The following is a 22,557-nucleotide window of genomic DNA, read 5'->3' as shown; positions in this document are numbered from 1 at the left end:
AATATAATGAGAATTGCAATTGTAGGAGCAGGATCTTTGGGAACCATCGTAGGCGCATACCTTGCGGATGGCGGAATGGACGTTGAGTTAATTGATGCATATCAGGAACATGTAGATGCTTTAAATCAGACGGGTGCTAAAGTGACGGGTACCACAGAGTTTCAGGCCAAAGTAAAAGCCATTACTCCTGATCAGAAATCAGGAAAGTATGACCTTGTTTTACTTTTAACCAAACAACTCTACAACGATTCCATTCTTCAGGAATTACTTCCATTCTTGAAAGAAGACAGTATGGTGTGTTCTTTGCAGAACGGGATTCCGGAAGAAAAAGTGGCGTCCATTGTGGGTGAAAAACGTGTCATTGCTGGCTCCGTTGAATTTGGCGCTACGCTCATTGAACCGGGTGTGTCGAGCCTGACCATCGAGTACACTCAATTTAAGCAGTATGCTTTTCAGATTGGTGAATTAAATGGTGAAATCACCGAACGAATTCAGCGCGTGAAATCGGTGTTGGACCTTGTAGGTGGAACACACATTTCCGATAACCTGGTTGGAACCAAATGGTCCAAATTGCTGATCAACAATGCATTTAGTGGTTTATCAGCTGCTTTGAATGGGGAATATGGGGACATTCTTGATCAAGAAGCCGGCATTGTGAGTGCAGCTCATATTGCGGACGAGACGATTAAAGTTGCTCGCGCCAATGGGGTCACCCTAGTTAAAATGAATGGATTCGACATCAGTTCACTCGAACTGAACAACGAAGAAGATATCCCTGAACGGGTGAAAACATTACGTTACGTGATGGAGCCCTCCAGATTGCTCAAAGCAAGTATGCTTCAAGATCTGGAGAAGAACCGCAAAACGGAAATTGATTATATTAACGGGGTTGTTTCAAGCAGAGCAGAAGGCACCGGAATTGCGACGCCTTATAATGATTTGGTTGTAAAACTGGTCAAATCTGCTGAAGAAACTCAAACCGTTCCTGATTTTGACACGAACATAAAAGCTTTTGAAGAACTATTAAGTGTTCAAAAATAAATTCAATTATTTCAACTGAAAGTCGCTAATACAGCGGCTTTTTTGTTGTATCAGTAAATCTAGTCAGGCTTGATTTTGCGACAGATAGAATATTCTTCGTGTTTTATGTTTCCTAAGATTATACAAAAAGGGGAATTAAATTTGATATAATATAGACTTGCTGGTTATTTTTCTATTCGAAGGAGATACATATGATGAAATCTTGGGGGGAATTCGTCTTTTATTTGGTGGTGTTTGTCTTTGTTTTATTTATGACCTGGAATGACTATTCACTATTTTGGACAATAGGGGGTGTAGTCGTTACCATTCTTATCGCGTTTATTAAGCATGTTTTTTATCCTTTAGTATTTGATAAGCGTATAGATCGTTTAGAGTCCTTTTTATCCAAGCAGCAAAATACACCTGGGACATACATTATTTATGTTCTTGCAAACAGACTTGATGATGAGGTAGAACTAGTTATGGAGCAAATTATGCAGAAATATAAGCGAAGAACAACACAAGCACAGTTCAAGGCAGCTTACGGATTATATCGCAAGGATATGTTTGCCATTCGGCAAGCTGTACCTCATATCGGCTTATCGGACTACCGTACATATTACGAAACCATTCTACTCTTGGAAGACGGGAAAAGTGAAGATGCGCGTGAAAGACTTCAATCCATTAAAAAACAGTGGATGCGATCAACATTGCTCGCGGGTATTGAACTCAAAGCAGAAAACCGTGATACCGCTATTCAGCACGCGCATGAAGCACTTAACTCTTCCAGAGGTGTTAATCGTTATGTTTTATATAAGGAATACGAAAGAGTATTACCAGAGGTTGTTGGACACATATCGTAAGATGGAGAAAATGTTTTGAAAAAATAAACCGTGCTTCACGGTTTATTTTTTTTCATTTACTAGCATAGGTGTGAGTCCATCCTTAGCAAAAATAGAGGGTAGAATCGTCAATAACCTCTCACGGGTAAGGGGATCATCGTAGTTCCAGCCAGCTTCTACTATATGTACTTTACTGGGTGCCAACATGCCAACCAAACTTTGTAGCGGAGAAGGTATATTTACATTCATCTCCTCCTGAGGTACCATCACGAAGTTTCGGTCTCCACCGTATTGTGTGATTTTATTGTAATCAATTTGTATCCAAGGTCTGCCATTAATGATCAGTTGATTTACGGATTCAGTGGGTCGAAAGCCAAGTGATTCATACACGGTAGCGGCAAATCCCGTCTGTCCCATAACATATATGTTTTTACCCAGCACCAGATAGACAGTTGCTCGTTCTCCTGCAATATAATCATCCGCCAATTGTCGCCGTATCCTCCTGACACTTTCCTCATAGCGGTCGATCCACTGTTCAGCCGTTCTGCTTCGATCGAAAAGATCCGCAATATAACGAAGACGCTCAAAAGTGCTGGTTGTTTCGCGATAGACGATGGTAGGGGCAATGGCGTCCAGTTGAGGTAACTGCTGCTCACTATAGTTGCCAAGCAGTATAAGATCAGGCTTAAGTAAGGAGACTTGCTCCGGTGCACCTTGCAGTCCAATGTCCGGCATGTGAAGCAGTTTGCTTCGATATATGACTTGTGATCTCATTGTTGTTATTCCCGCGCCGACTGGACGGATACCAATAGCAAGCAACTCCCCAAGGGTATGGGTACCTGTGGCCACAATACGAATAGCCGCATCAGGGAGGGAAATCTGCCTGCCGAGGGAATCGGTTATCGTTCTTTGCCTGGTACGTCTTTGTATATTCGCGTATTCCCGTGGAGGGTGTCCTGTGAGCTGGTGAAAACGCCGACTGAAATAATACTCATCCTTAAAACCGACTTGTCTGGATATCTCACGCAAGGTATCGGTAGAACTGGACAGTAGCTTTTTGGCATGCTGGACTCTAAGCTCTGCCAGGTAATCCGTTGGTTTCTTACCAGTAATCACCTTAAACAATTTGCTATATTGCCATCGAACCATGCCGGCCATTTCGGCCAAGAACTCTACGGTTAGATCTTCGTTGTAGTGCTGCTCCATATAGCTGAGTGTAAGCTGTACCGCTTGATCATTTTGCACTGGCGGAGCAGCGCTTTCTAGCTGAGCCATCAGGCTAAGTATCAGTTGCAGCCGGGCCTGAGTAACTGCTGATTTTGAATGATACGTAGGCGTAAATTTCTTCTCCTGCAACCGATTTTGCTTGTTGGATTGCAAAGGCAGCGGAGAAATCCAGTCTTCACTTGCCAACGCAAGTTTTATAGTAGAAAGAGACAGCGTGTAAGGAAAGCCCAGAATAAGAGGAGGGCAAGCCGGAAGCAGAGTCAACTGATCCACTTGAAAAGAAAGAAAGGTCAACCGGGCTACATGCGCTTGCTCTTTTATCGTTTTGAGAATGTAGGATTGCTGAGTAGGGAGCAGAATACAACTTCCTTGGCTCAGATCTTGGGAGATGTTGTTTGTTAACAGCCGAATTCCATGATCCAGAGCAATAAGCAATGTATATTCATTGGCAGCCTTGCTCTTGGTTGATGGATTATGATGATTGGTTTCCTGCAGTGGTGTGAGCTGAAGCAGATCATGCTGCTGCAGTTGGATGTATAGGGAAGCCATTTGCATTCTGGAGCACTCCGATCTAGTGATAATAATTCTCAATTACTAGTTTACCACATTTTACACGTTTGAGAATGTTCCGTTGCAGCCTTATTGCAAGCAGTATAAGTTTACAGAATCAAAAAATCCTCCACAGCCCAAAGGGTTTGGAGGATTTTGACGCCATCATCAATGCGTTATTATCGATTCATCCATTTTGGCAATTCATCAAGCAATTGCTCCAGTGCCAGCAGGTTGTCGGTATTCCAATCGGCAGATGCTGTATAGACACGTCCTTGCTGAACGGCAGGCAACGTTTTCCACAAAGTGCTTTGTAACAAGCGCTCAGATTCAGCTCGGCTTTCGTCATTATCCAGCGTAAGGACAAAGAGGTGATCTCCTGCATAGTCCGGCATTAGTTCTTCCGAAAGTTCGACGAATGTTAGGTCCTTGTCGATAATGTTTTGCTGAATTGCTGGCGGAATTGCAAATCCGTGCTCGCGATACATGACTACACCCAAGGAACGATTCCCCATCACATAAAGCTGTTTACCCAACTGCAAGAAGATGGTCGCTGTCTCGCCCTCTGCCACATTCAGCTTGTCCCACATCGCTTCCGCTTTTGTATCAAATCTGCTGATCCATTGCTCTGCCTCATCCTGTTTGCCAAAAATGTTGCCAAGCTCGCGTACGCGTTCTGTAAATGGTAACGCCGAGTTGAACGGAATCGTAGGCGCAATCTTTGAAAAAGCGGCGTTCCGGTCAGCATCTTGGTTATAACCATTCAAAATCAAGTCAGGCTGCAAAGCCGTTATTGCCTCCAAATCACCAGGGTTCCCGACATCCTCAATACCTTCTAATCGGTCTACAATATAGCTTTTTGAAGCATGAATCAGATTGGCTCCAACGATGGGGATGTCCATTGCAAGGAGATCTCCAAGTGTTGAACCAAGATAGATAACTCGTTGTGGTTGAGTGGGTATTTCAATCACTTCGTCTGTTTGGGTTGTATAGCTTTTTGTCGTTTGTTCGTTGGTCTTCACAGGTTCTTGTGAAGGAGCGCTTTCCGAACGGCTGCATGCTGCAAGGACGGATAGAAGAAGAAAGCATGCTCCCCATATCAATAGGTGTTTCTTAATTGCACTGTTCATCATTGTTTCCCCCTGAGTTCTCTTTTTCTCATTGATAACCATTATCAATTACATGTAATTATAGGTGCCATTTCCGGGGCTTACAATGAAAAAAACGCAGTGAATTTATTTGTACAAATGTCAATGCGTGCATCTATTTGTTCGTTGCATTATTTTCAATCCGCAGGTGTGCTGTCATCGGAGTATGCGTGATCAAAAACAGCTTGCTGTATAAGGAATTAATAATCGTTGGATAATAATGACATTGACAACTGCAGAGTTTTCCAAAATAATAGTATGTAATTGAATACTGGTACCTTTAATTCAGTCCAGAGAGGCTGGCAAGGGCAGCGGATTTCATAATCACGCGAGAATCAAGGGCTTATTCCGTCATGGGATGCTCTGTGTCTTCGCGCGGGTTATGATGCAAAAAGAGGCTACTTGTCAGTGTATATAACTTGACGAGTAGCCTCTTTTTTCTGCTTTTTTTGGTATCAGATACACTTTATGTTGGGGGTATTCTGATGAGCAAACAAGATCAAGAGTTTTCATGGCAAGCTGTGCCGAAATCGCAAAGAAACCACTTTTGGAAGACATTATCGGTCATGCTCGGGTTCACTTTCTTCTCTGCAAGCATGCTGGCAGGAGGCACATTGGGCGTCAGCTTGACGTTCATGGAGTTTATTGGCATCGTACTTGCAGGCAATCTGGTGCTCGGTATCTACACAGGGGCACTGGCACATATCGCTGCCAAAACGGGGCTGTCCACACATTTGCTCGCTAAATATGCGTTCGGTGCAAAAGGGTCGTATCTACCTTCGTTCCTGCTAGGCTTCACACAGGTCGGATGGTTCGGAGTAGGCGTAGCCATGTTCGCGATTCCGGTCGCCAAAGCCATGGACTGGAACGTGTACCTGTTGATTATCGTGTTCGGACTTGCCATGACAGCATCAGCCATCTTCGGTATGAAGTCACTCGTCATTCTCGGATATATCGCGGTTCCTGCGATTGCCATTCTCGGTGGTTACTCCATGTTCGAAGGTGCGGGTTCGCTGGGTGGTCTGCAAGGGTTGCTTGATTACACGCCGACTCAGTCGCTTACCGCGGCGGCGGCATTGACGATCTGTATTGGATCATTCATAAGCGGCGGAACGCTGACACCCGATTTTGCCCGGTTTTCCCGAACATCGAAACAGGCAGTTACCGCAACAGTGATTGCATTCTTCCTGGGTAACTCACTCATGTTTCTGTTCGGTGCAGTTGGTGCGATGGCCTATAACCTGGCTGATATCTCGGAGGTCATGTTCCTGCAAGGATTGATCATCCCGGCAATCATCGTTCTGGGCTTGAATATCTGGACGACCAACGATAATGCACTGTACGCTTCAGGTCTTGGTTTTGCCAACATCACCAAAATTTCGAAGAAATTTTTCGTCATCGTAAACGGCATTGTGGGTACCGTATTCGCCATGTGGATGTACAACAACTTCGTCAGTTTCCTGAACGTACTGGGCGCGGCGGTACCATCCATCGGGGCTATTATTATCGCAGATTACTTCATTGTAAAACGTAGAAACTATAAGCCATTTGCTGACATGTCATTCAAAAATGTAAACTGGGTAGCGATGGTCGCATGGGCCATCGGCGTGGCATTCGCCCAACTGGCTCCTGGCGTAACACCATTGAACGCACTGCTTGGTACAGCAGTGGCCTATATCGTCTTGATGCTGATTGTTCCAGCCAAAGAATCCAAAGAAATGGGGAAAATAAATGATTATACAGAACGCAAAATTGCGGGGTAAAGAAGGACTATGGAATATTGTTGTGAAAGACGGGAAGTTTGAGCGAATCACACAATCGCTGGAAGTGACCGACAATGAGGAAGTCCTGGATGTCAACGGATCGCTTGTCCTGCCACCGTTCATTGAGCCGCATATTCATCTCGATACAACGCTCACCGCAGGCGAGCCGGAATGGAACCTAAGCGGAACGCTGTTCGAAGGCATTCAACGCTGGTCAGAGCGTAAGGCTTTCTTGACACATGAAGATGTCAAAACACGCTCCAAAACAGCACTCAAGTGGCAGTTGGCACAAGGTATCCAGCATGTACGGACTCATGTGGACGTTACCGATCCAAGCTTGATCGCCGTTAAAGCGATGCTTGAAGTAAAAGAAGAAATGGCTCCATATATGGACATCCAGCTTGTTGCTTTTCCACAGGAAGGCATTCACTCTTATCCAAACGGGGCAGAATTGCTGGAAGAGTCACTGAAAATGGGCGTTGACGTGGTCGGGGGTATTCCACACTTCGAATTCACACGGGAATATGGCGTTGATTCAATGAAAGTTGCGTTTGATCTGGCTGAAAAATACGATCGTCTCATTGATATCCATTGCGATGAAATTGATGACGAGCAATCCCGTTTCGTTGAAGTTGTAGCCAAGGAAGCTTATGAACGTGGACTGGGTTCACGAACAACGGCAAGTCACACGACAGCAATGGGGTCATATAATGACGCTTATACGTACAAGTTGTTCCGTTTGCTGAAGATGGCAGATCTGAACTTTGTCTCCAATCCGTTGGTTAACATTCACCTGCAAGGACGCTTCGACACGTATCCGAAGAGAAGAGGGCTGACGCGTGTCAAAGAGTTGCAGGAAGCAGGTCTGAATGTGTGCTTTGGTCACGATGACATCTTCGATCCATGGTATCCGCTCGGTACAGGCAACATGCTGCAAGTACTGCACATGGGGATTCATGCTTCGCAGTTGCTTGGTTACGACCAGATCGTAAATTCAATCGACCTCATTACGAAAAACAGCGCAAGAACGTTACACATTGAGGATGTATACGGTATTGAAGAAGGTAAACCTGCTAACTTCATCGTACTTGAAGCAGAGAACGAATATGAGGCTGTTCGCAAACAAGCCGGCGTACTTTATTCCTACAGAGGCGGCCGTAAAGTTGCGGAATCGAAGCCGCGAGACACATCCATCATTTTTGAAGGCGGAACAGAAAAGGTTACTTTTAATAAATAATGTAGAAAATATACTCCCACTAAAAGTCGCTATTTTAGCGGCTTTTTTGCTTTTTTGTATTGTATACAGAATGCATTTTGCTAATGGAGAGCCAGAAGAACGAAAAGATGCTCCTGAGCACATACAATAAAAACCAAACATTCAGCTTGCCTTAAGTGCTTCACTAGAAGCCTGCTTCCCGCCTTTTTTACGAACAAAACTAATGATCAGCAGTAGCAGTGGTAACAAGCCAAATAAAAAAATGGACATATTGCCAAGAAAATCACCCAAGGCTAACGTTTCCTCCAGGTTTTTAGGCAAGTAAGCAATTACATACAAGACTGGCAACATCGCGAATTGTATGCTCGTAATATTTTTGAGACGAAACAAATCTCGGATTCCGATTGCCGCAAAATAGTGTTTAAAAGCATAGGTTGCAAAGATCTGCATCAGCCAAAACACAATGAACAGCGATTCATAACGCTCAAAAAGAAACCCCTCAATTTCAAAACTTCGAACCATGTCGAACGTCGGCCACATTCGTGTTTGAATTCCTGGCAAAGATAAGTTCCCTACAACGGTAACAATCGTGACCAAATATATGATCGTACAACTAAGTATGCTGTATATAGCAGCTTTATTGCTTGCTTTCACGTCCACCATGTAAGCTGTGATGATGAGTAAAACTTCATATCCAGAATAGGACAGACACGAAGGTTTAAGACCCTTCAACACAGGCATGAATCCATCGCCCAGGAGTGGTCTGAGGTTATTAAGTTCAAACATCTTGGTGCTTAAAAGGAAAACCAGCGCTAGCAACACAAGCGTAACGGGCAACACGATTGAGAAGACCCGGATGATAACCTTAAGACCACCCGTTAACATATAAATACCAATCCACAAACTGACCATAATAGTGACCCAAGTAGGCGTGCGCTCAAGGATGTACATACTTGTAATTTCGGCCATGACTCTAACTTCGAATGAACAAAGAACAACAAAATACACGATAATTAAAAGTCCCAATAGATAAGCAATCCACTGACCTGTGATTTCGGGTATAAATTCGAATACCGTTTTACCGGGGAATCTACGACACAAGGTTACAAGGAGGATGCTGATTGTGGTAACAATTAATCCTGATAAAATGACAGAAATCCATACATCTGGTGTTCCTACTGCTTTACTAATTGTGCGAGGGAGTGTTAGAATTCCAGCTCCGAGTATTGAATTGATAACTACAATAATAACCTCGGAGGTATTAATATTAGATGTGGATTGCTTCATTAGCCTTCGCTCCAAACCGGAGAATATATTTCTAGGTAGTATCGCCCAAGGAAGTTGTTTTATGTAAAATATGCTGTACTGATATAATGTGGAGATATCCAATAATGAACTGAAGATGAGGATGCAGGTTATGCCAAAGAACGATAATATGTTAGCCATTCTATGGATGCTGAATTCAGGCACCAAAGTAACTGCAAAACAAATGTCCGAAAAGTTAGAAATCAATATAAGAACCGTATATCGATATATTGATGCATTATGTGCCAGTGGAGTACCGATCATTTCCGATACAGGTCACAACGGCGGGTATAGCTTGCTGAATCAGCATATCAAAGCACCTCTTTTATTTGATATTGAAGAAAAAAAGGCACTCCTCCAAGCTGCTGTGTTTGCAAAAGAAGCTGGATACCCTTTGAGTGAGGCATTGGACAATGCAACATCCAAATTGAAAATGTATTCAAATCAGGATCAGGAAAACACACTTCGTCGTCATTTAGCCGAATTTAACGTTATCAATCGTATGGGAGACCCATCCATTCAGCCGATCTTGGCGGAATTGGAGCAAGCCGTGGCTAATGATTGGTCTGTCGAAATTGATTATCGCAGAAGCCGTGATGAACAACCCAAGAATAGAGTAATAGACCCGTATGGAATGGTTTACTGGAATAATAAATGGTATACCATTGCGTTTTGCCACTTGAGAAATGAGTTCCGCAGCTTTCGGGCAGATCGTATTCTGCGAATCAAGCTTACTCCGATCCGCTTTAAGCGTTCGCAAGCTTTTTCAGCCCGTGAATTTTTTCTGCAAAATTTGTTACCTGATGTAGGGGGAAAAGAGGGGTTAATTTCCTTGGTTATCAAAGGCCGATCAGAGGCATTGGATGACTTGGGGCTGCATTGGTTTATGGGACATTATCTGAAAGAGCGGACTTCTAATCAAGCCATCTTTTTATTTGATGAAAAATCAATTGATACATACGTCCCCTATTTTCTCCTATCCTATGGGAAATCCATTCAAGTCATCGAACCACAGCGTGTGAAGGACCGACTTGTTGCTGTTGTATCCGAGTTAATGGAATACTATCAACTTTAACAACTTCACTGACAGTAGATGTCAGTGAAGTTGTTTTATAATGATGACAATCTCGGATTACTGAGAAGGAAGGCGGAGTAGACATATGAGTGAACAGACAAAACACAAGGCAGTTTCAGGAAAATATACAAAGAAGGGTACACCTAAGGGAGTTACATCGATTACCCCATTTATAACAGTGAAGGATCCTTCTGAAGCAATTCATTTCTATAAAATTGTTTTCAATGCAAGGGTGAAGGATATCACTGAGCATCCAGATGGAAATGGTGATACGTTTATTGTTCATGCCGAATTAGATTTTGGAAATGGTTTTTTACAGCTGGGAGCAGCGAACCCGGCATATCAATTGGCTTTGCCCCCAGATCAAGATCATGCATGTTATTCTTTAGGGGTTTACGTCATGAATGTGGATGAAACCATTGCAACCGCCGTATCCAGAGGGGCGAAAGTAAGAGAAGAGATTGTTAACTTTGCGTCTGGTGATCGATTCGGAAGTATACTAGACCCTTTTGGTGTACGCTGGTCTATTCTGACCCGGATTGAAGATTTATCGGAAGAAGAAAGTAGTCGGCGAGTCGCTGAGTGGGCCAAAAGCGTCTCCATGAACAGCTAGTTCAGATATTTCTTGCGAAACTGGAGGGGAGATATTCCAACACTTCGCTTGAAGCAGGTAGAAAAGTAAGGGGAATATTGAAAACCCACTTCAGCGGCTATACGATCTATCGACCATTCCGTCGAAACCATAAGCTGCTTGGCCCGCTCAATCCTAAATTGTAATAAGTAATGAACCGGTGTGACATCGTATTTCATTTTCATACAGCGAACGATGTAGCTAGGGTGGAAGTGTAGCGCTGATGAGAGTGTTTCATTGGTGATCTCTTCTTGGTAGTGTTGCTGGATGAAAACAGCTACGTTCTCGGCAAGCCGTGAAGCAGGTGTTTTGGCCATATCTGAGATGCCATTTTCAAGTGTAGCCAGAAAGCGGAATAACAGTTGCTGCTTCTCCCAGAAGGAATCACCTACCGGCAGTTCCAACAGCTTCTGCATTAGATCGAATACGAGTTGGGGACTTAGCACCGTAGTTTTCTTAGGAATCCGTATTGATTTTGGCTTATCGAATGGCGATAACGGAATTACCGCTTCCCATTCTTCGATTAAGGGAATCTGATGCCAGTTCCCATGCTCAAAATGAACCCAGTAAAATGTTGTTTCCTGTTCGCAGGGCCTAAACGAGTAATGCTCACCTTCAGGTAGTAATACCAGTGCATCACCTGTACCAAGTGTCCATTCCGTCCCATTCTCACCGATATGTAGTTCCCCATCAACCACGAGCAATACATCAAACAGACCGAAATTTCTTCGATTAGGATGACGGTCGCCTACACGGAACGTTGAACGACCAGATTCCCAGTAATATGGAAGAGGTGGGGTTTGTAAGGCAACAATTAATTCTTCATTCAATGAATCAACCTCATTTTTTAGTGTCATTTTGTATAGAAAAATGCTCATTCCATTCCTATCCTCACTTTAAGAAAAAGCATATACTCGACTTTGAAAAGAGTCAAATTTTATACTTTTGAGGTGTGTATAATGGGACAGAACCAGATCCAAATTCAAGACCAATTTTGGAATACATATTCCGATCTTGTACGAGAAACGGTTATTCCCTATCAATGGGAAGCTCTGAACGATAGGGTAGAGGACGCTGAGCCTAGTCATGCTATTCGAAATTTCCGTATTGCTGCTGGCTTGGAGCAAGGAGAGTTTGGCGGATGGGTATTTCAGGACAGTGATCTCTACAAGTGGTTAGAGGCCGTTGCTTATTCGCTCCGTCATCATCCAGATCAGAGGTTAGAGAAGATCGCTGATGAATCCATCGAATTGATTGGCCAAGCCCAACATGACGATGGTTATCTGAATACCTACTTCACGATCCAAGAACCTGGGAAGCAATGGACCAATCTTTATGAAGCTCATGAGCTGTATTGTGCGGGTCATTTAATTGAAGCGGCAGTTGCGTATTACCAGGCTACGGGGAAGCGTAAGTTACTAGACATCTCATGCCGATTCGCTGATCTGATTGATCGTATGTTCGGAACCAAGCCGGGACAGATAAGGGCTTACTGCGGTCATCAGGAAATTGAATTGGCTCTGGTTAAGCTATATGGTGTTACGGGAGAAGAACGTTATTTGAATCTAAGCCAATACTTCATAGATGAACGGGGTAAGCAGCCCAACTATTTTATCGAGGAATGGGAACGCGGAAGCCGAACAAATATCTGGTCCCAGGGAGCACCTAATCTTGAGGTCTATCAATCTCATCTTCCTGTTCGTGAGCAAAAGGTAGCTGTTGGACACTCCGTTCGGGCAGTTTACATGTACACGGCGATGGCTGATCTTGCGCGACTAACAGGTGACGAGGGACTGAAGGCGGCGTGTGAACGACTTTGGTCGAACACAACAGGCAAACAAATGTATATTACCGGAGGCATTGGTTCTACACACCTCGGGGAAGCCTTTACGTTTGACTACGATCTTCCGAATGATTCCGTTTATGCGGAGACCTGTGCTTCAATTGGTTTGATTTTCTGGGCACGACGCATGCTTCAATTGGAAGTTAAAAGTGAATATGCGGATGTGTTGGAGAGAGCGCTATACAACAATGTGCTGGGTAGCATGTCTATGGATGGGAAACACTTCTTTTATGTCAATCCACTTGAAGTTTGGCCAGAAGCAAGTCTCAAAAATCCAGATAAACATCACGTAAAGCCCGTCCGACAAAAATGGTTTGGTTGCTCCTGTTGTCCTCCAAATGTTGCACGGTTGCTAGGTTCGTTAGACGATTATATTTACGACGTGTCTGAGGATGGCAGAACGATCTATACCCATTTGTATATTGGAAGTAAAGCCTCGTTCGAGCTTGCCGACACCACAATAACATTGCATCAACGCTCCGAGCTGCCTTGGAACGGCCGCGTTGAATTTTCGGTTCAGCTTCCCAAGGATAGCGAATGTGCGGAGTTCGAGCTTGCACTGCGTATACCGGATTGGTTCCAGAACGGACAGCCCACCTTGAAAGTGAATGGTGAAAAGCAAGATATTCATGTTGAGAATGGTTACGCGAAAATAAATCGCAGCTGGTCAGATGGAAATACAGTGGAGTGGCTGCTTCCGATTGAGCCGAAGTTAGTTGCTGCGCACCCTTTAATTCGGGCAGATGCAGGCAAGGTGGCGATTCAACGCGGCCCGCTCGTTTATTGCGTAGAAGAAGCAGACAACGGGGCACCGCTCACTTCGCTCGTGTTGGCTTCGGAGCCACAATTAACCGCGTATGCTGATCCAGATTTGCTAGGTGGTTGTATCGTGGTAGAAGGGGATGGTTTCGTGACTGACGACAGCTCTTCATGGTCAGATGAGAAGCCGTACCGTTCTTATATTAATCAAAAAAAGGAAGTACGTTTCAAGGCCATACCCTATTATCTGTGGGGTAATCGGCTGGCTGGTGAGATGAGCGTGTGGCTACGCTATTAAAGAGGAAGTAAGGACGCACTTTTACAATTCCACAAAAGGAACCACCAAAAAAACGAGTGCACCCTGAACATGGATGCGCCCGTTTTCTACTATCCGTAATCCTATTCGTCTGTATCGGTTTCGAAGTATCCTCATTGAGCTTCTTATAATCCATTCCCCATGTTTCCATCACACTAATGATGGGTCTCTGCGTATTACCTAAATCTCTCAAGCTGTATTCGACTCTGGCCGGTACCTCCGCATAAAAAAGTTGCGAAGCTTTGCAGCTTTGGATATGATTATCTAAAGTTCAATCAAAAAAATACTTATGTAATCAATTAATGATAAAAGATAGTGAGGTAAGAAAAAATGATCGCAAGAACAGAAGAAGATTTTAATGGCTTGAAGGAAATTGGCAAAATTGTTGCTTCTATTAGAGATGAATTGGTTCAAAGAACTATCCCAGGCATAACCACTAAAGAGCTTGATGATTTGGCAGGAGAGCTTTTTGAGAAAGCTGGCGCAGTTTCTGCTCCAAAAAGTGAATATAATTTCCCGGGATTTACTTGTATTAGTGTTAATGAAGAAGTGGCACATGGTATTCCGGGAGAGCGGGTTATTCAAGAAGGGGACATCGTCAATATTGATGTGTCTGGCTCCAAAAACAGTTATTTTGCAGATACGGGACTCTCGTTTGTCGTAGGCGAAGGTGAAGAAGTATTAACGAAAATATGCGACGTTGTTAAACTGGCATTTGAAGCAGGTCTTAAAAAAGCAAAACCAGGCTCCAAAAAAAGCGGAATCGGTAAAGCCGTATTCCAAACTGCCAGACAGCATGAATTAACGGTTATTAAAAACCTTACCGGACATGGTGTTGGACGTGGAATACACGAAGCACCTGACCACATCTACAATTATAATGATCCATCGGATGATGAATTGTTAAAAGAAGGTATGGTTATTGCATTCGAGCCGTTTATCTCAACTTCAGAAGAAGAAGTAGAACAAACAGGTGATGGCTGGACCTTTGTTACTAAAAACAGCTATGTAGCTCAAATAGAACATACCATTATTCTTACTAAAAATGGTCCGATTATTGTCACTCTTTAAGGTGTTCAAACTGAAAGTCGCTAAATTTAGCGACTTTTTTTGTTTTTGTTTTATTGGTACGTCAAAGTAAATCAAAATATAAACGTTCGCTTATTAATTTATGTTGAAATTATGGAAGGATTTAACGTATATTTAGATCTGATCTTTATGTTATAGACAGAGGTGATTGATTGAGCACATCAAAAAAGCGCGTTCAAGTCATTGATGGACTGCGTGGATTCAGTCTGGCCGGCATTGTGCTGGCGAATATGCTGGCTTTCCAATATGGAATGTATGGCCAGAGTAAACCCCAACTGTTCGGGATTGGCGGAGCAGATCAGGCTTTCCTCTCATTCCTGCTGATCACTGTAGTGGGCAGTTTTATGCCGATTTTTGCATTTATGTTTGGCTTTGGAATGGTTAAGCTCTCAGAAAGCCTAAAATCACGAGATTTACGACCAAAGTGTCATCTGGCACGCCGTTTTCTACTACTGTTTGGAATCGGTTTACTGCACATCATCTATCTGTGGGAAGGGGATATCCTGACATTTTATGGTGTACTCGGTTTCTTCTTGCTCATGTTCCTTAATCGGAAGCCCAAAACGCTGCTCATTTGGTCGGTACTGCTACTCATGGGAGCGGGCATACTTGGCCTCCCGGCATCTAATCCGATGAACCCGCTGGCGATTGAGTCCATTCATATGGAGAACTACATCATTCAAAGTCAGGATGTATACGGTAGCGGCACATACGCGGAAATCAGGAATTTCAGTAATAACGTCGATCCATTCGGCGGGGATTTGGAGGTGTCATTTGCCCTATTGATCCTGCTGTTAGCCCCACTCATGACAGTACCGATGTTCTTGCTCGGCATGCACGCTGCCAGAAGCGGCACGTTTAGCGATCCCCAAACGAAGCGGACTATGTATCTTCGCCGTGCCTCGTTATTAATTCCAGTAGGTTTGATACTCAAAGCATACGGTGTATTGGCGCCACAATTGGGTGCGGAAGGTTGGCTCGGTATCGGAATCGGGGGGACGCTTGGAGGAACGTTGCTTGCACTCGGATACATTTATGCATTTGCACTGTTGTATGCGGGAAGTCGCCGTTCCAGCCTGATGTACAGATTTGAGGCGGTTGGCCGTCTCTCGTTGACGAATTACCTGATGCAGAGCGTAATCTGTACGACAATTTTCTATGGATACGGCCTGGGACTGTTTGGTCGTGCTGGTGTGTTTATCGGAGCAATTATTGCGCTTGCTGTCTACGGCATTCAATTGTGGCTCAGTCCGCTATATCTCAAGAAATTTAGCAATGGTCCTGTCGAGTACCTTCTGCGGATTTGGACATATCTGTCCTGGAAAGGGCAGCCAAGAAAGAAGAAAAGATCGAACTTAGTTACGCATGAAAACGCGCCTGGTGTCCAGTAAGCATAAAGTGTTATCGTGAAACGCAAAAAGAAGCTCGTTCTACCAAAAGAGAGGGCTTCTTTATGCCGTAACGATCATCTTCCTAAAATTAAATCAAGACAGGAATTATACACTTAACGTTGGACTGAAGAATAAGCTATCCCCCTAATGTTTCCTGTTATAATTAGTAATTATTTATAGATCCAACATATCAACCCTAATACATAAGCTAACTAATATAGTGCGGACAGTGGTAAGGTAATGCGAAATGAAATATGAAGCATATACATTCAACTGTTTCCACTCAAGCTTGAAAGGATCATTATTGTGCTAAAAATAATTAATTTTCTTCTTTTCTTGCTGATCATTTGGGTAGTCATCTTTTATCCTTTTCGTTTTGCATGGTTTGAAGGTTTAAAACAGATTCCCGCAGATCTTCATGGTGTTTATTTACTTTTCTTGTTCTTTGGATATCTGATCTGTTCAACTGCTATGGGACTTATGGTTGGCAAGATGTTTTTTAAACCAAAAGAACAGTGATTACGGGTAAGTATGGAGGTTGGAGAATGGACAGTGACAATTTAATCAATCAATTCTTAAAACTTTTTCCTGAATTCCACAATTGTTATATAGAACATTTGGAATTAAATCAAGAGTTTCTAGGACATGTGTTTTTTGGTGATGAAGTGGCTACTTATGTTGATGGATTACTTCGTGAAAATGATGATACAGAACAAATTGAGAAGTTTTTCAATTTTTTTGAATGGATGGCAACTCAAACAAGCCTTTATATTGTACAAGTGTTATCTACTACAATTTTGTATGATTTAGGTGGGCATACAGATATTTTGCAAAAAGCTCAATGTTATATGAAGTTACATACTAAAAGACTTTCTCAAAAAATAGAAGACTTACACTCAGGAAAATATTTTTCATAGAATAATTTGCCTTGATCCATGTATTCTTTTCGCGATCTCGTAATAAAATCGGAAGAAATCTTCCAAAACAGGAGGCGACATATGAATACCATTTTAAAAGTTATAGAAAAGCTAAAGTTGAATGTCTTAAATATCGAAGATGTTCCAGAGTCATTTAGTTCTGATGTATACAAACTTACTCTCGTCAGTGGAGAAAACGTGTTTGTGAAAATCCCTTTTAATAAGGATAAACTATTCCGTGAATTTCAGATGCTTGAACAATTAAAGGGTGTAATACCGGTTCCTAAGGTATTGGACATATGGTACGGGGATGAAAGTGCTGCTGGAGCTTTGCTCCTTTCAGCAATTCAAGGTAAGCCTTGTACAGGAGAGATTGATGAGAAACTTTCTTTTCAGATTGGCGTATATCATGCTATGCTCCATGAGGTTAATACTCCTGGGTATGGTTACCATGTAACCGATGGTTTTAAGTTACTTGACCAAAATAATTGGAGATTACATATCAAAAGTAATTTTGAAAAGTGGAAAGAGCCATGTAAAGAAATTCTCGACTCTGAATTGTATGAGAGATGTATTCATCACTTTGATGGAGTTTTCTCAGCTTTACCGCATCCTGATGGGCCATGCATTGTTCACATGGATTTTAGACCAGGTAATATATTGGTGAATGGTAACGAGGTTGCTGGCATTATTGATTTCGAGAGTGCTCGTAGTGGTTCCTCGGAAATAGATTTCACAAAAGTTAATCGATATATTTGGAAAGTTAATCCGAGAACAAAGACACCGTTCATTAAAGGTTATCAATCGATTCGACCTATGTTGGATCTGGAGAGTGTGCTGCTATTTTACGATTTTTACGATGCTTTCAGCGCAGTTGTTTGGTGTAAAAAAAGAGGGATTGAAAAAAATCATACGTTCCTTCAAGAGAATATTCTTATTTTAAGGAATTCGGTGGAGTGTTGAGTATAGTTGTTTATATAGGATAGGGCGGCAGCCCATATTTTACTATAGAATTGTATGCGCTCTCATAACAGGGTAATAGAAGGGAGATTTGACTTAGTATGAATGAACAAAGTGCTAAGAATAAGGTAGCTTGGGAACATCGGGCATATGAGTTTTGGAACAAACGAGATGGTTCACCTAAGGAAAAAGCACAACAAATATTAGCTAATCCCCTAGCACAGCTTAAAAAACATAAGCAGTATTTTGAACAGATTGCAGGAAAAAGGATTGCTAACCTATGTGGTTCAAACGGAAGAAAAGCAGTCCCAATAGCTTTGTTAGGCGCAGATGTAACCGTATTTGATATATCTGAAGAAAACAAAAAATATGCTCTAGAACTGGCAGATTCCGCTAATGTGTCTATACAATATGTTGTTACTGATATTTATGATATAGACATAGAGAAGTATAGTGGTCATTTTGACATGTTATATTTGGAAGGCGGAATTTTACACTATTTCAATGACATTGAAAAATTCATGTCTCTATTGTTCTCATTACTTAAAGATGATGGTGTAATGATTTTGAGTGACTTTCACCCTTTAAGAAGATGTTTCGTTTCTTCTAATTCTAAAATCGAATACTCAATCCAACAAAACTACTTTGACGAAGAATTACATAGTGGGGATGTAGCATATAAACATTATTTCGATCAGGATGAACAACAAGACTTTCCAGATGTTTCGATTAGGCTGTATACCCTTAGCGATATAATAAATTCCGTTATTACATCTGGCTTTAATATAAAGAAATTTGATGAGCATCGTGGTTGGGAAAATGAGAACATTCCATGGGAATTTACAATTGTCGCTAGTAAATAAACTGAATGTTCTATCCCTAATTAGAACCACTCCTTTGACTGTCGGAGTGGATTCTTTTTTATCATTGGGAATAAGGGAATCAGCACAAAGTTAAAAAACAAAAATGGTTCGTTTAGACACCTTAGCCCGGAAGACACGCACGTAAAAAGTTCTATTATTTTCTACCTGAATACTGTAATGAATGGATACTTTTTTAGGTGAAATCCAACTTATATGTCGATATACTTCGCAACATGGATTGCGCTAGCCTCCGGTTAAGATACGCTGGCAAAACAAGTCCCATCGTCGTACTTCCAGATGATTCGCTCATATCTACTCTTTTTTTGATTACTCCAGTGATGACCCGGTGAACCGTATCATCAATAAGAGCAGTTTTACTGACTTTTTCGTGCAGAAATTGCAAGGTATTCATTATTTATTTCCCATAAAATTACCTTGAAGGGAGGGAATACGATGGATTGGTTGGTCCGGATGAATAGTGCCATGGAATATATCGAAACAAATCTAGCGGACACTATTTCATTTGATAAAATCGCACAGAGAGCCTGTTGCTCTACCTATCATTTTCAAAGGATGTTTCCATTTATTACTGGCGTATCGTTATCGGAGTATATTCGACGTCGACGGTTGACGTTGGCGGCATTCGAACTGCAGACAACAGATTCAAAGGTTATTGATGTAGCAATGAAATATGGATATGATTCGCCGGAGGCGTTTGCACGGGCCTTTAAAAATCTTCATGGCATTATGTGAAGTACCTCAATTTCGTATAAAATGTGATGATGATGGCAGCGTTGATCATATGAACGACTTATTGGGACGTTTTGGTGATACCATGTTACATGCCGCCCTTTATGATCACACTAAAGAATCTTTCAAATACATGATCTGTTATCATGTACCTAAGGGGCTTGAGATTCCGGAGAGATTCACAAAACTTGCTGTCCCAGCATTAACGTGGGCGATTTTCCCGGAGCCGCAGTGTGATATGCAAAAACTATGGGTACGAATCTATTCTGAGTGGTTTCCGACATCTGAATACGAACAGGTTGAAGGCCCTACTTTCGAAATGTATTATGGAATGGCACGGCATGGGAATGTTTCAGGAGAAATCTGGATACCCGTGAAGAAAAAATAATGCTTCCATACGAGTGGAATGCAGGCGTTAACAAAGAAGACAACTGAAAAAATTTAGATTATAATATAAGGTCATCCCCACAAAGGATGGCCCTAAAACTTGCCGTTACAGACAGCGTGGAGAACCTTATCACCAATAGGGTATAGGGGAGATTGTCCGATTTATTTTATCTTGAGGGGGTTTAGTATGAATATTAAAATACGAGAAATTATATCAGATGATTATGCTGAAGTTGTTTTTTTATGGAATGATGTACTTGAAATTCGTAATGTTAATGATGCAGACTTCCGAGTGACTATGGAAGAGATGAATAAGGCCGGGAATTACAAAACATTTGTTGCACTAATAGATAATGATGTCGTGGGTTTTGTAACTATTGTACAGTCATTATCTGTAGGAGTTCCAATAGGTTATCTACATATTCAAGCTCTTGCTGTTAAAAGAGAGCTGCAAAATAGAGGGATAGGCACAAAACTACTAAGACAGACTGAAAATTATGCTAAAGAACGGGGAATATCAAGTATTATTTTATGTAGCGGAATGAAGCGAACCAACGCTCATGCTTTTTATGAGCATAACGGCTATGACAGAGATTCATATTGCTTTGATAAAGTGATTGACTTAACCCATTAATTGCGCTAAAAAGACCCAACACACTCTGTGAACTAAGAGTGGAAGTTGGGTTTTTTCATTGACGGATCACATTTCTGCGGTCCTGAGTGATCGGACATATCTTCGACAACACGACCGAAGATGCTCTGAAAGCTTCCCGGATGAATCCAGCCTGTAAAACGGCTATGCTATAATGAAATTCAGAAAGGGGTTGCAACGTTAATGTCACCTAGAAACATAGAGAAAGACCAACAACAACGGGAAAAAAGAATCAATCACATCCTTGATTCCGCTTTGGAAATCATTGCATTCAAAGGAATCGGTTCAGTAAGCATCAACCACATCGCAGCGGCAGCAGACATGAGCATTGGGAACATGTATCACTACTTTAAGTCCAAAGACGAGATTATCAGCGAAATTCTCAGAAGAGGTCAGACGCGTTACGGCGAACATGTCTCCCAACTCGCTGAGCAATCAGGTGATGCTCTAAATAAACTTTTACTATTGTCTGAGTCATGGCTCGCGCTGGAAAACAATTGGGCTTACACGATTCTTATCCACACAGCGCGGCTTTCGGAATCTTCCTCCGAAGAGATTCGAAGAGAAGTTACAGAACGTTTCACGAATAACCTTGGTCCTGTCGCGAACATAATGGAACAGGGGCAAAAGGAAGGGCTTATCGTCAGTGGTGTCCCCTTGGAGCTTGCCTATTATTTTGTAAGTTTAATTCAAGGACTGACGCTGCAAAAAATGCCCGGCGCTGAAGTTCCGATTCGTGCGCAAGCGCGTTCCATCGTCTCTTTATTTACTGCAAGACATGAGGGGTAAAGGGTTCGGGATCACAAGCGAACAAGGTTTCGAATATGAAAATATGCGTGATCTCTACATAATTCCAAAAGTCTCCAAAAGAAATGATTGACAACAGATACAGGCCACTGCTACAATTTCCCCAACAAACCGAATGATTGCTCGGTTTGTGAACGAGAGTTCGACTGGATAACCAGAGATCGTTCGTGGGGAAAGATATACAAGCAGAAGGCCTTTTTTTATAACCATAAAACCAAGTAAATAGATCTGAAAAATTATTTTAAATTGGAGGTTTCATCTGATGCTGAATATTGAGCGGTTGAACAAAACGTTCGCTGCTCCTACCGGGCCGATTCTAGCACTTAGCAATATAGGGTTGCAGGTTGAGCGGGGACAATTTATTACTTTTATCGGACCCAGTGGCTGCGGCAAAAGTACATTGCTCAAGATTGTGGCCGGGTTGGATACGACATATGAGGGAAAAGTGGAACTGAATGGAATGGCCATTACGGGACCAAGCGTTGATAAAGGGTTTATTTTTCAGGAGCCACGTTTGTTCCCTTGGATGACGGTCGAGAAGAATATCGCGGCCAATCTCTCGCTTCGCAATGCTCAGGTTCGCCATCGAGTTCAAGAGCTAATTGAATTGGTTCGTCTAAAGGGATTCGAGAAAGCATATCCGAAGGAGTTGTCCGGAGGAATGGCTCAACGGGTGGCTATTGCAAGGGCTTTGTTGCGCAAACCGGAGATTCTGCTGCTCGACGAGCCTTTTGGAGCACTCGATGCCTTCACTCGCACACACATGCAAGAAGCGCTGCTGGATATCTGGCAGAACAGCCGGACGACAATGTTGTTCGTTACGCATGACTTGGACGAAGCGGTATTTCTTGGAGAGAAAGTCGTCATTATGAACCCTCGCCCAGGTCATATCCGCAATGTAATTCATGTAGACCTTCCCTATCCGCGTAAACGCAGTGGGAGTTCATTCCAGGAACTTCGCTCCCGCGTTCTAGGCGAGTTCGAAAAAGTGGAACATTCTCCCTTGATAGACAAGGGCGCTGGCATTTAATTGGATACGTATTAACG

At 42.5% G+C, this 22,557-nt stretch carries 23 protein-coding genes; 17 read left to right on the top strand and 6 right to left on the bottom strand.

Going from position 1 to position 22,557, the window contains the following annotated elements:
• Positions 1-6 precede the first annotated feature (6 nt).
• Complete coding sequence (locus tag BLS69_RS08440) at positions 7-1,041, top strand: ketopantoate reductase family protein (RefSeq protein WP_091030340.1); 1,035 nt, start codon at positions 7-9, stop codon at positions 1,039-1,041.
• A 191-nt stretch (positions 1,042-1,232) separates the two neighbouring features.
• On the top strand, positions 1,233-1,883 hold the full coding sequence (locus BLS69_RS08435; protein WP_143023565.1) for a hypothetical protein: 651 nt from the start codon (positions 1,233-1,235) through the stop codon (positions 1,881-1,883).
• Positions 1,884-1,925: 42 nt separating this feature from the next.
• Here the strand turns inward: BLS69_RS08435 and BLS69_RS08430 are convergent, their stop codons facing one another.
• Positions 1,926-3,644 (bottom strand): AraC family transcriptional regulator, encoded by a 1,719-nt coding sequence (locus BLS69_RS08430; protein ID WP_091030334.1) that lies wholly within the window; start codon positions 3,642-3,644, stop codon positions 1,926-1,928.
• 173 nt (positions 3,645-3,817) lie between these two features.
• Complete coding sequence (locus BLS69_RS08425) at positions 3,818-4,771, bottom strand: ABC transporter substrate-binding protein (RefSeq protein WP_371129038.1); 954 nt, start codon at positions 4,769-4,771, stop codon at positions 3,818-3,820.
• A gap of 500 nt (positions 4,772-5,271) precedes the next feature.
• On the opposite strand from BLS69_RS08425, the gene codB reads away from it, so the two are divergent.
• Positions 5,272-6,549, top strand: a complete 1,278-nt coding sequence (gene codB, locus BLS69_RS08420) for a cytosine permease (RefSeq protein WP_091030329.1) — start codon at positions 5,272-5,274, stop codon at positions 6,547-6,549.
• On the top strand, positions 6,518-7,786 hold the full coding sequence (locus BLS69_RS08415; protein ID WP_091030327.1) for a cytosine deaminase: 1,269 nt from the start codon (positions 6,518-6,520) through the stop codon (positions 7,784-7,786). Before codB ends, BLS69_RS08415 begins: the two co-directional genes overlap by 32 nt.
• Before the next feature lie 141 nt (positions 7,787-7,927).
• Here the strand turns inward: BLS69_RS08415 and BLS69_RS08410 are convergent, their stop codons facing one another.
• Positions 7,928-9,052 carry a GerAB/ArcD/ProY family transporter gene (locus BLS69_RS08410; RefSeq protein ID WP_091030324.1) on the bottom strand — a complete coding sequence of 375 codons (1,125 nt, stop codon included), beginning with the start codon at positions 9,050-9,052 and terminating at the stop codon, positions 7,928-7,930.
• Between the two features lie 130 nt (positions 9,053-9,182).
• Between BLS69_RS08410 and BLS69_RS08405 the strand changes: the two genes are divergently transcribed.
• Entirely contained in the window at positions 9,183-10,145 is a 963-nt protein-coding gene (locus BLS69_RS08405; protein WP_091030319.1) for a helix-turn-helix transcriptional regulator, read from the top strand.
• A gap of 85 nt (positions 10,146-10,230) precedes the next feature.
• Positions 10,231-10,758 carry a VOC family protein gene (locus BLS69_RS08400; protein ID WP_091030318.1) on the top strand — a complete coding sequence of 176 codons (528 nt, stop codon included), beginning with the start codon at positions 10,231-10,233 and terminating at the stop codon, positions 10,756-10,758.
• Here BLS69_RS08400 and BLS69_RS08395 read toward each other — a convergent pair.
• Positions 10,755-11,654 carry an AraC family transcriptional regulator gene (locus BLS69_RS08395; RefSeq protein WP_256332258.1) on the bottom strand — a complete coding sequence of 300 codons (900 nt, stop codon included), beginning with the start codon at positions 11,652-11,654 and terminating at the stop codon, positions 10,755-10,757. The two genes, BLS69_RS08400 and BLS69_RS08395, sit on opposite strands and share 4 nt — an antisense overlap.
• An 81-nt stretch (positions 11,655-11,735) precedes the next feature.
• Here BLS69_RS08395 and BLS69_RS08390 point away from each other — a divergent pair, with 81 nt between their 5' ends.
• Positions 11,736-13,676, top strand: a complete 1,941-nt coding sequence (locus BLS69_RS08390) for a glycoside hydrolase family 127 protein (protein WP_091030315.1) — start codon at positions 11,736-11,738, stop codon at positions 13,674-13,676.
• Here the strand turns inward: BLS69_RS08390 and BLS69_RS08385 are convergent.
• Positions 13,606-13,950 (bottom strand): winged helix-turn-helix transcriptional regulator, encoded by a 345-nt coding sequence (locus BLS69_RS08385; protein WP_091030313.1) that lies wholly within the window; start codon positions 13,948-13,950, stop codon positions 13,606-13,608. The genes BLS69_RS08390 and BLS69_RS08385 overlap by 71 nt on opposite strands.
• Positions 13,951-14,024: 74 nt before the next feature.
• On the opposite strand from BLS69_RS08385, the gene map reads away from it, so the two are divergent.
• From map to BLS69_RS08355, 5 genes are all read left to right on the top strand, one after another.
• Positions 14,025-14,765 carry a type I methionyl aminopeptidase gene (gene map, locus BLS69_RS08380; RefSeq protein WP_091030310.1) on the top strand — a complete coding sequence of 247 codons (741 nt, stop codon included), beginning with the start codon at positions 14,025-14,027 and terminating at the stop codon, positions 14,763-14,765.
• A 170-nt stretch (positions 14,766-14,935) separates the two neighbouring features.
• Positions 14,936-16,174: a DUF418 domain-containing protein gene (locus BLS69_RS08375; RefSeq protein ID WP_091030309.1), complete on the top strand. Its 1,239-nt coding sequence runs from the start codon at positions 14,936-14,938 to the stop codon at positions 16,172-16,174.
• A gap of 545 nt (positions 16,175-16,719) precedes the next feature.
• Positions 16,720-17,091: a DUF7674 family protein gene (locus tag BLS69_RS08365; RefSeq protein WP_091030303.1), complete on the top strand. Its 372-nt coding sequence runs from the start codon at positions 16,720-16,722 to the stop codon at positions 17,089-17,091.
• Positions 17,092-17,172: 81 nt separating this feature from the next.
• Complete coding sequence (locus BLS69_RS08360) at positions 17,173-18,054, top strand: phosphotransferase family protein (protein WP_091030301.1); 882 nt, start codon at positions 17,173-17,175, stop codon at positions 18,052-18,054.
• A 98-nt stretch (positions 18,055-18,152) separates the two neighbouring features.
• Complete coding sequence (locus tag BLS69_RS08355; RefSeq protein ID WP_091030298.1) at positions 18,153-18,914, top strand: class I SAM-dependent methyltransferase; 762 nt, start codon at positions 18,153-18,155, stop codon at positions 18,912-18,914.
• A gap of 193 nt (positions 18,915-19,107) precedes the next feature.
• Here the strand turns inward: BLS69_RS08355 and BLS69_RS31865 are convergent, their stop codons facing one another.
• On the bottom strand, positions 19,108-19,326 hold the full coding sequence (locus BLS69_RS31865; protein WP_143023564.1) for a hypothetical protein: 219 nt from the start codon (positions 19,324-19,326) through the stop codon (positions 19,108-19,110).
• 41 nt (positions 19,327-19,367) lie between these two features.
• Here BLS69_RS31865 and BLS69_RS32915 point away from each other — a divergent pair, with 41 nt between their 5' ends.
• From BLS69_RS32915 to BLS69_RS08335, 5 genes are all read left to right on the top strand, one after another.
• Positions 19,368-19,667 carry a helix-turn-helix transcriptional regulator gene (locus BLS69_RS32915; protein WP_371129037.1) on the top strand — a complete coding sequence of 100 codons (300 nt, stop codon included), beginning with the start codon at positions 19,368-19,370 and terminating at the stop codon, positions 19,665-19,667.
• 49 nt (positions 19,668-19,716) lie between these two features.
• The gene (locus tag BLS69_RS32910; RefSeq protein WP_371129036.1) at positions 19,717-20,052 is read left to right on the top strand and encodes a GyrI-like domain-containing protein; all 336 of its coding nucleotides are present in this window, start codon (positions 19,717-19,719) and stop codon (positions 20,050-20,052) included.
• A gap of 186 nt (positions 20,053-20,238) precedes the next feature.
• Positions 20,239-20,685 (top strand): GNAT family N-acetyltransferase, encoded by a 447-nt coding sequence (locus BLS69_RS08345; RefSeq protein WP_091030296.1) that lies wholly within the window; start codon positions 20,239-20,241, stop codon positions 20,683-20,685.
• Between the two features lie 201 nt (positions 20,686-20,886).
• Positions 20,887-21,492: a TetR/AcrR family transcriptional regulator gene (locus BLS69_RS08340; RefSeq protein WP_091030293.1), complete on the top strand. Its 606-nt coding sequence runs from the start codon at positions 20,887-20,889 to the stop codon at positions 21,490-21,492.
• Positions 21,493-21,772: 280 nt separating this feature from the next.
• Positions 21,773-22,540: an ABC transporter ATP-binding protein gene (locus tag BLS69_RS08335; RefSeq protein ID WP_091030291.1), complete on the top strand. Its 768-nt coding sequence runs from the start codon at positions 21,773-21,775 to the stop codon at positions 22,538-22,540.
• Positions 22,541-22,557: the final 17 nt, after the last annotated feature.

The organism is Paenibacillus sp. CF095, from assembly GCF_900101225.1.
GTDB lineage: Bacteria > Bacillota > Bacilli > Paenibacillales > Paenibacillaceae > Paenibacillus.
This window is presented reverse-complemented; position numbering and strand designations above follow the sequence as displayed.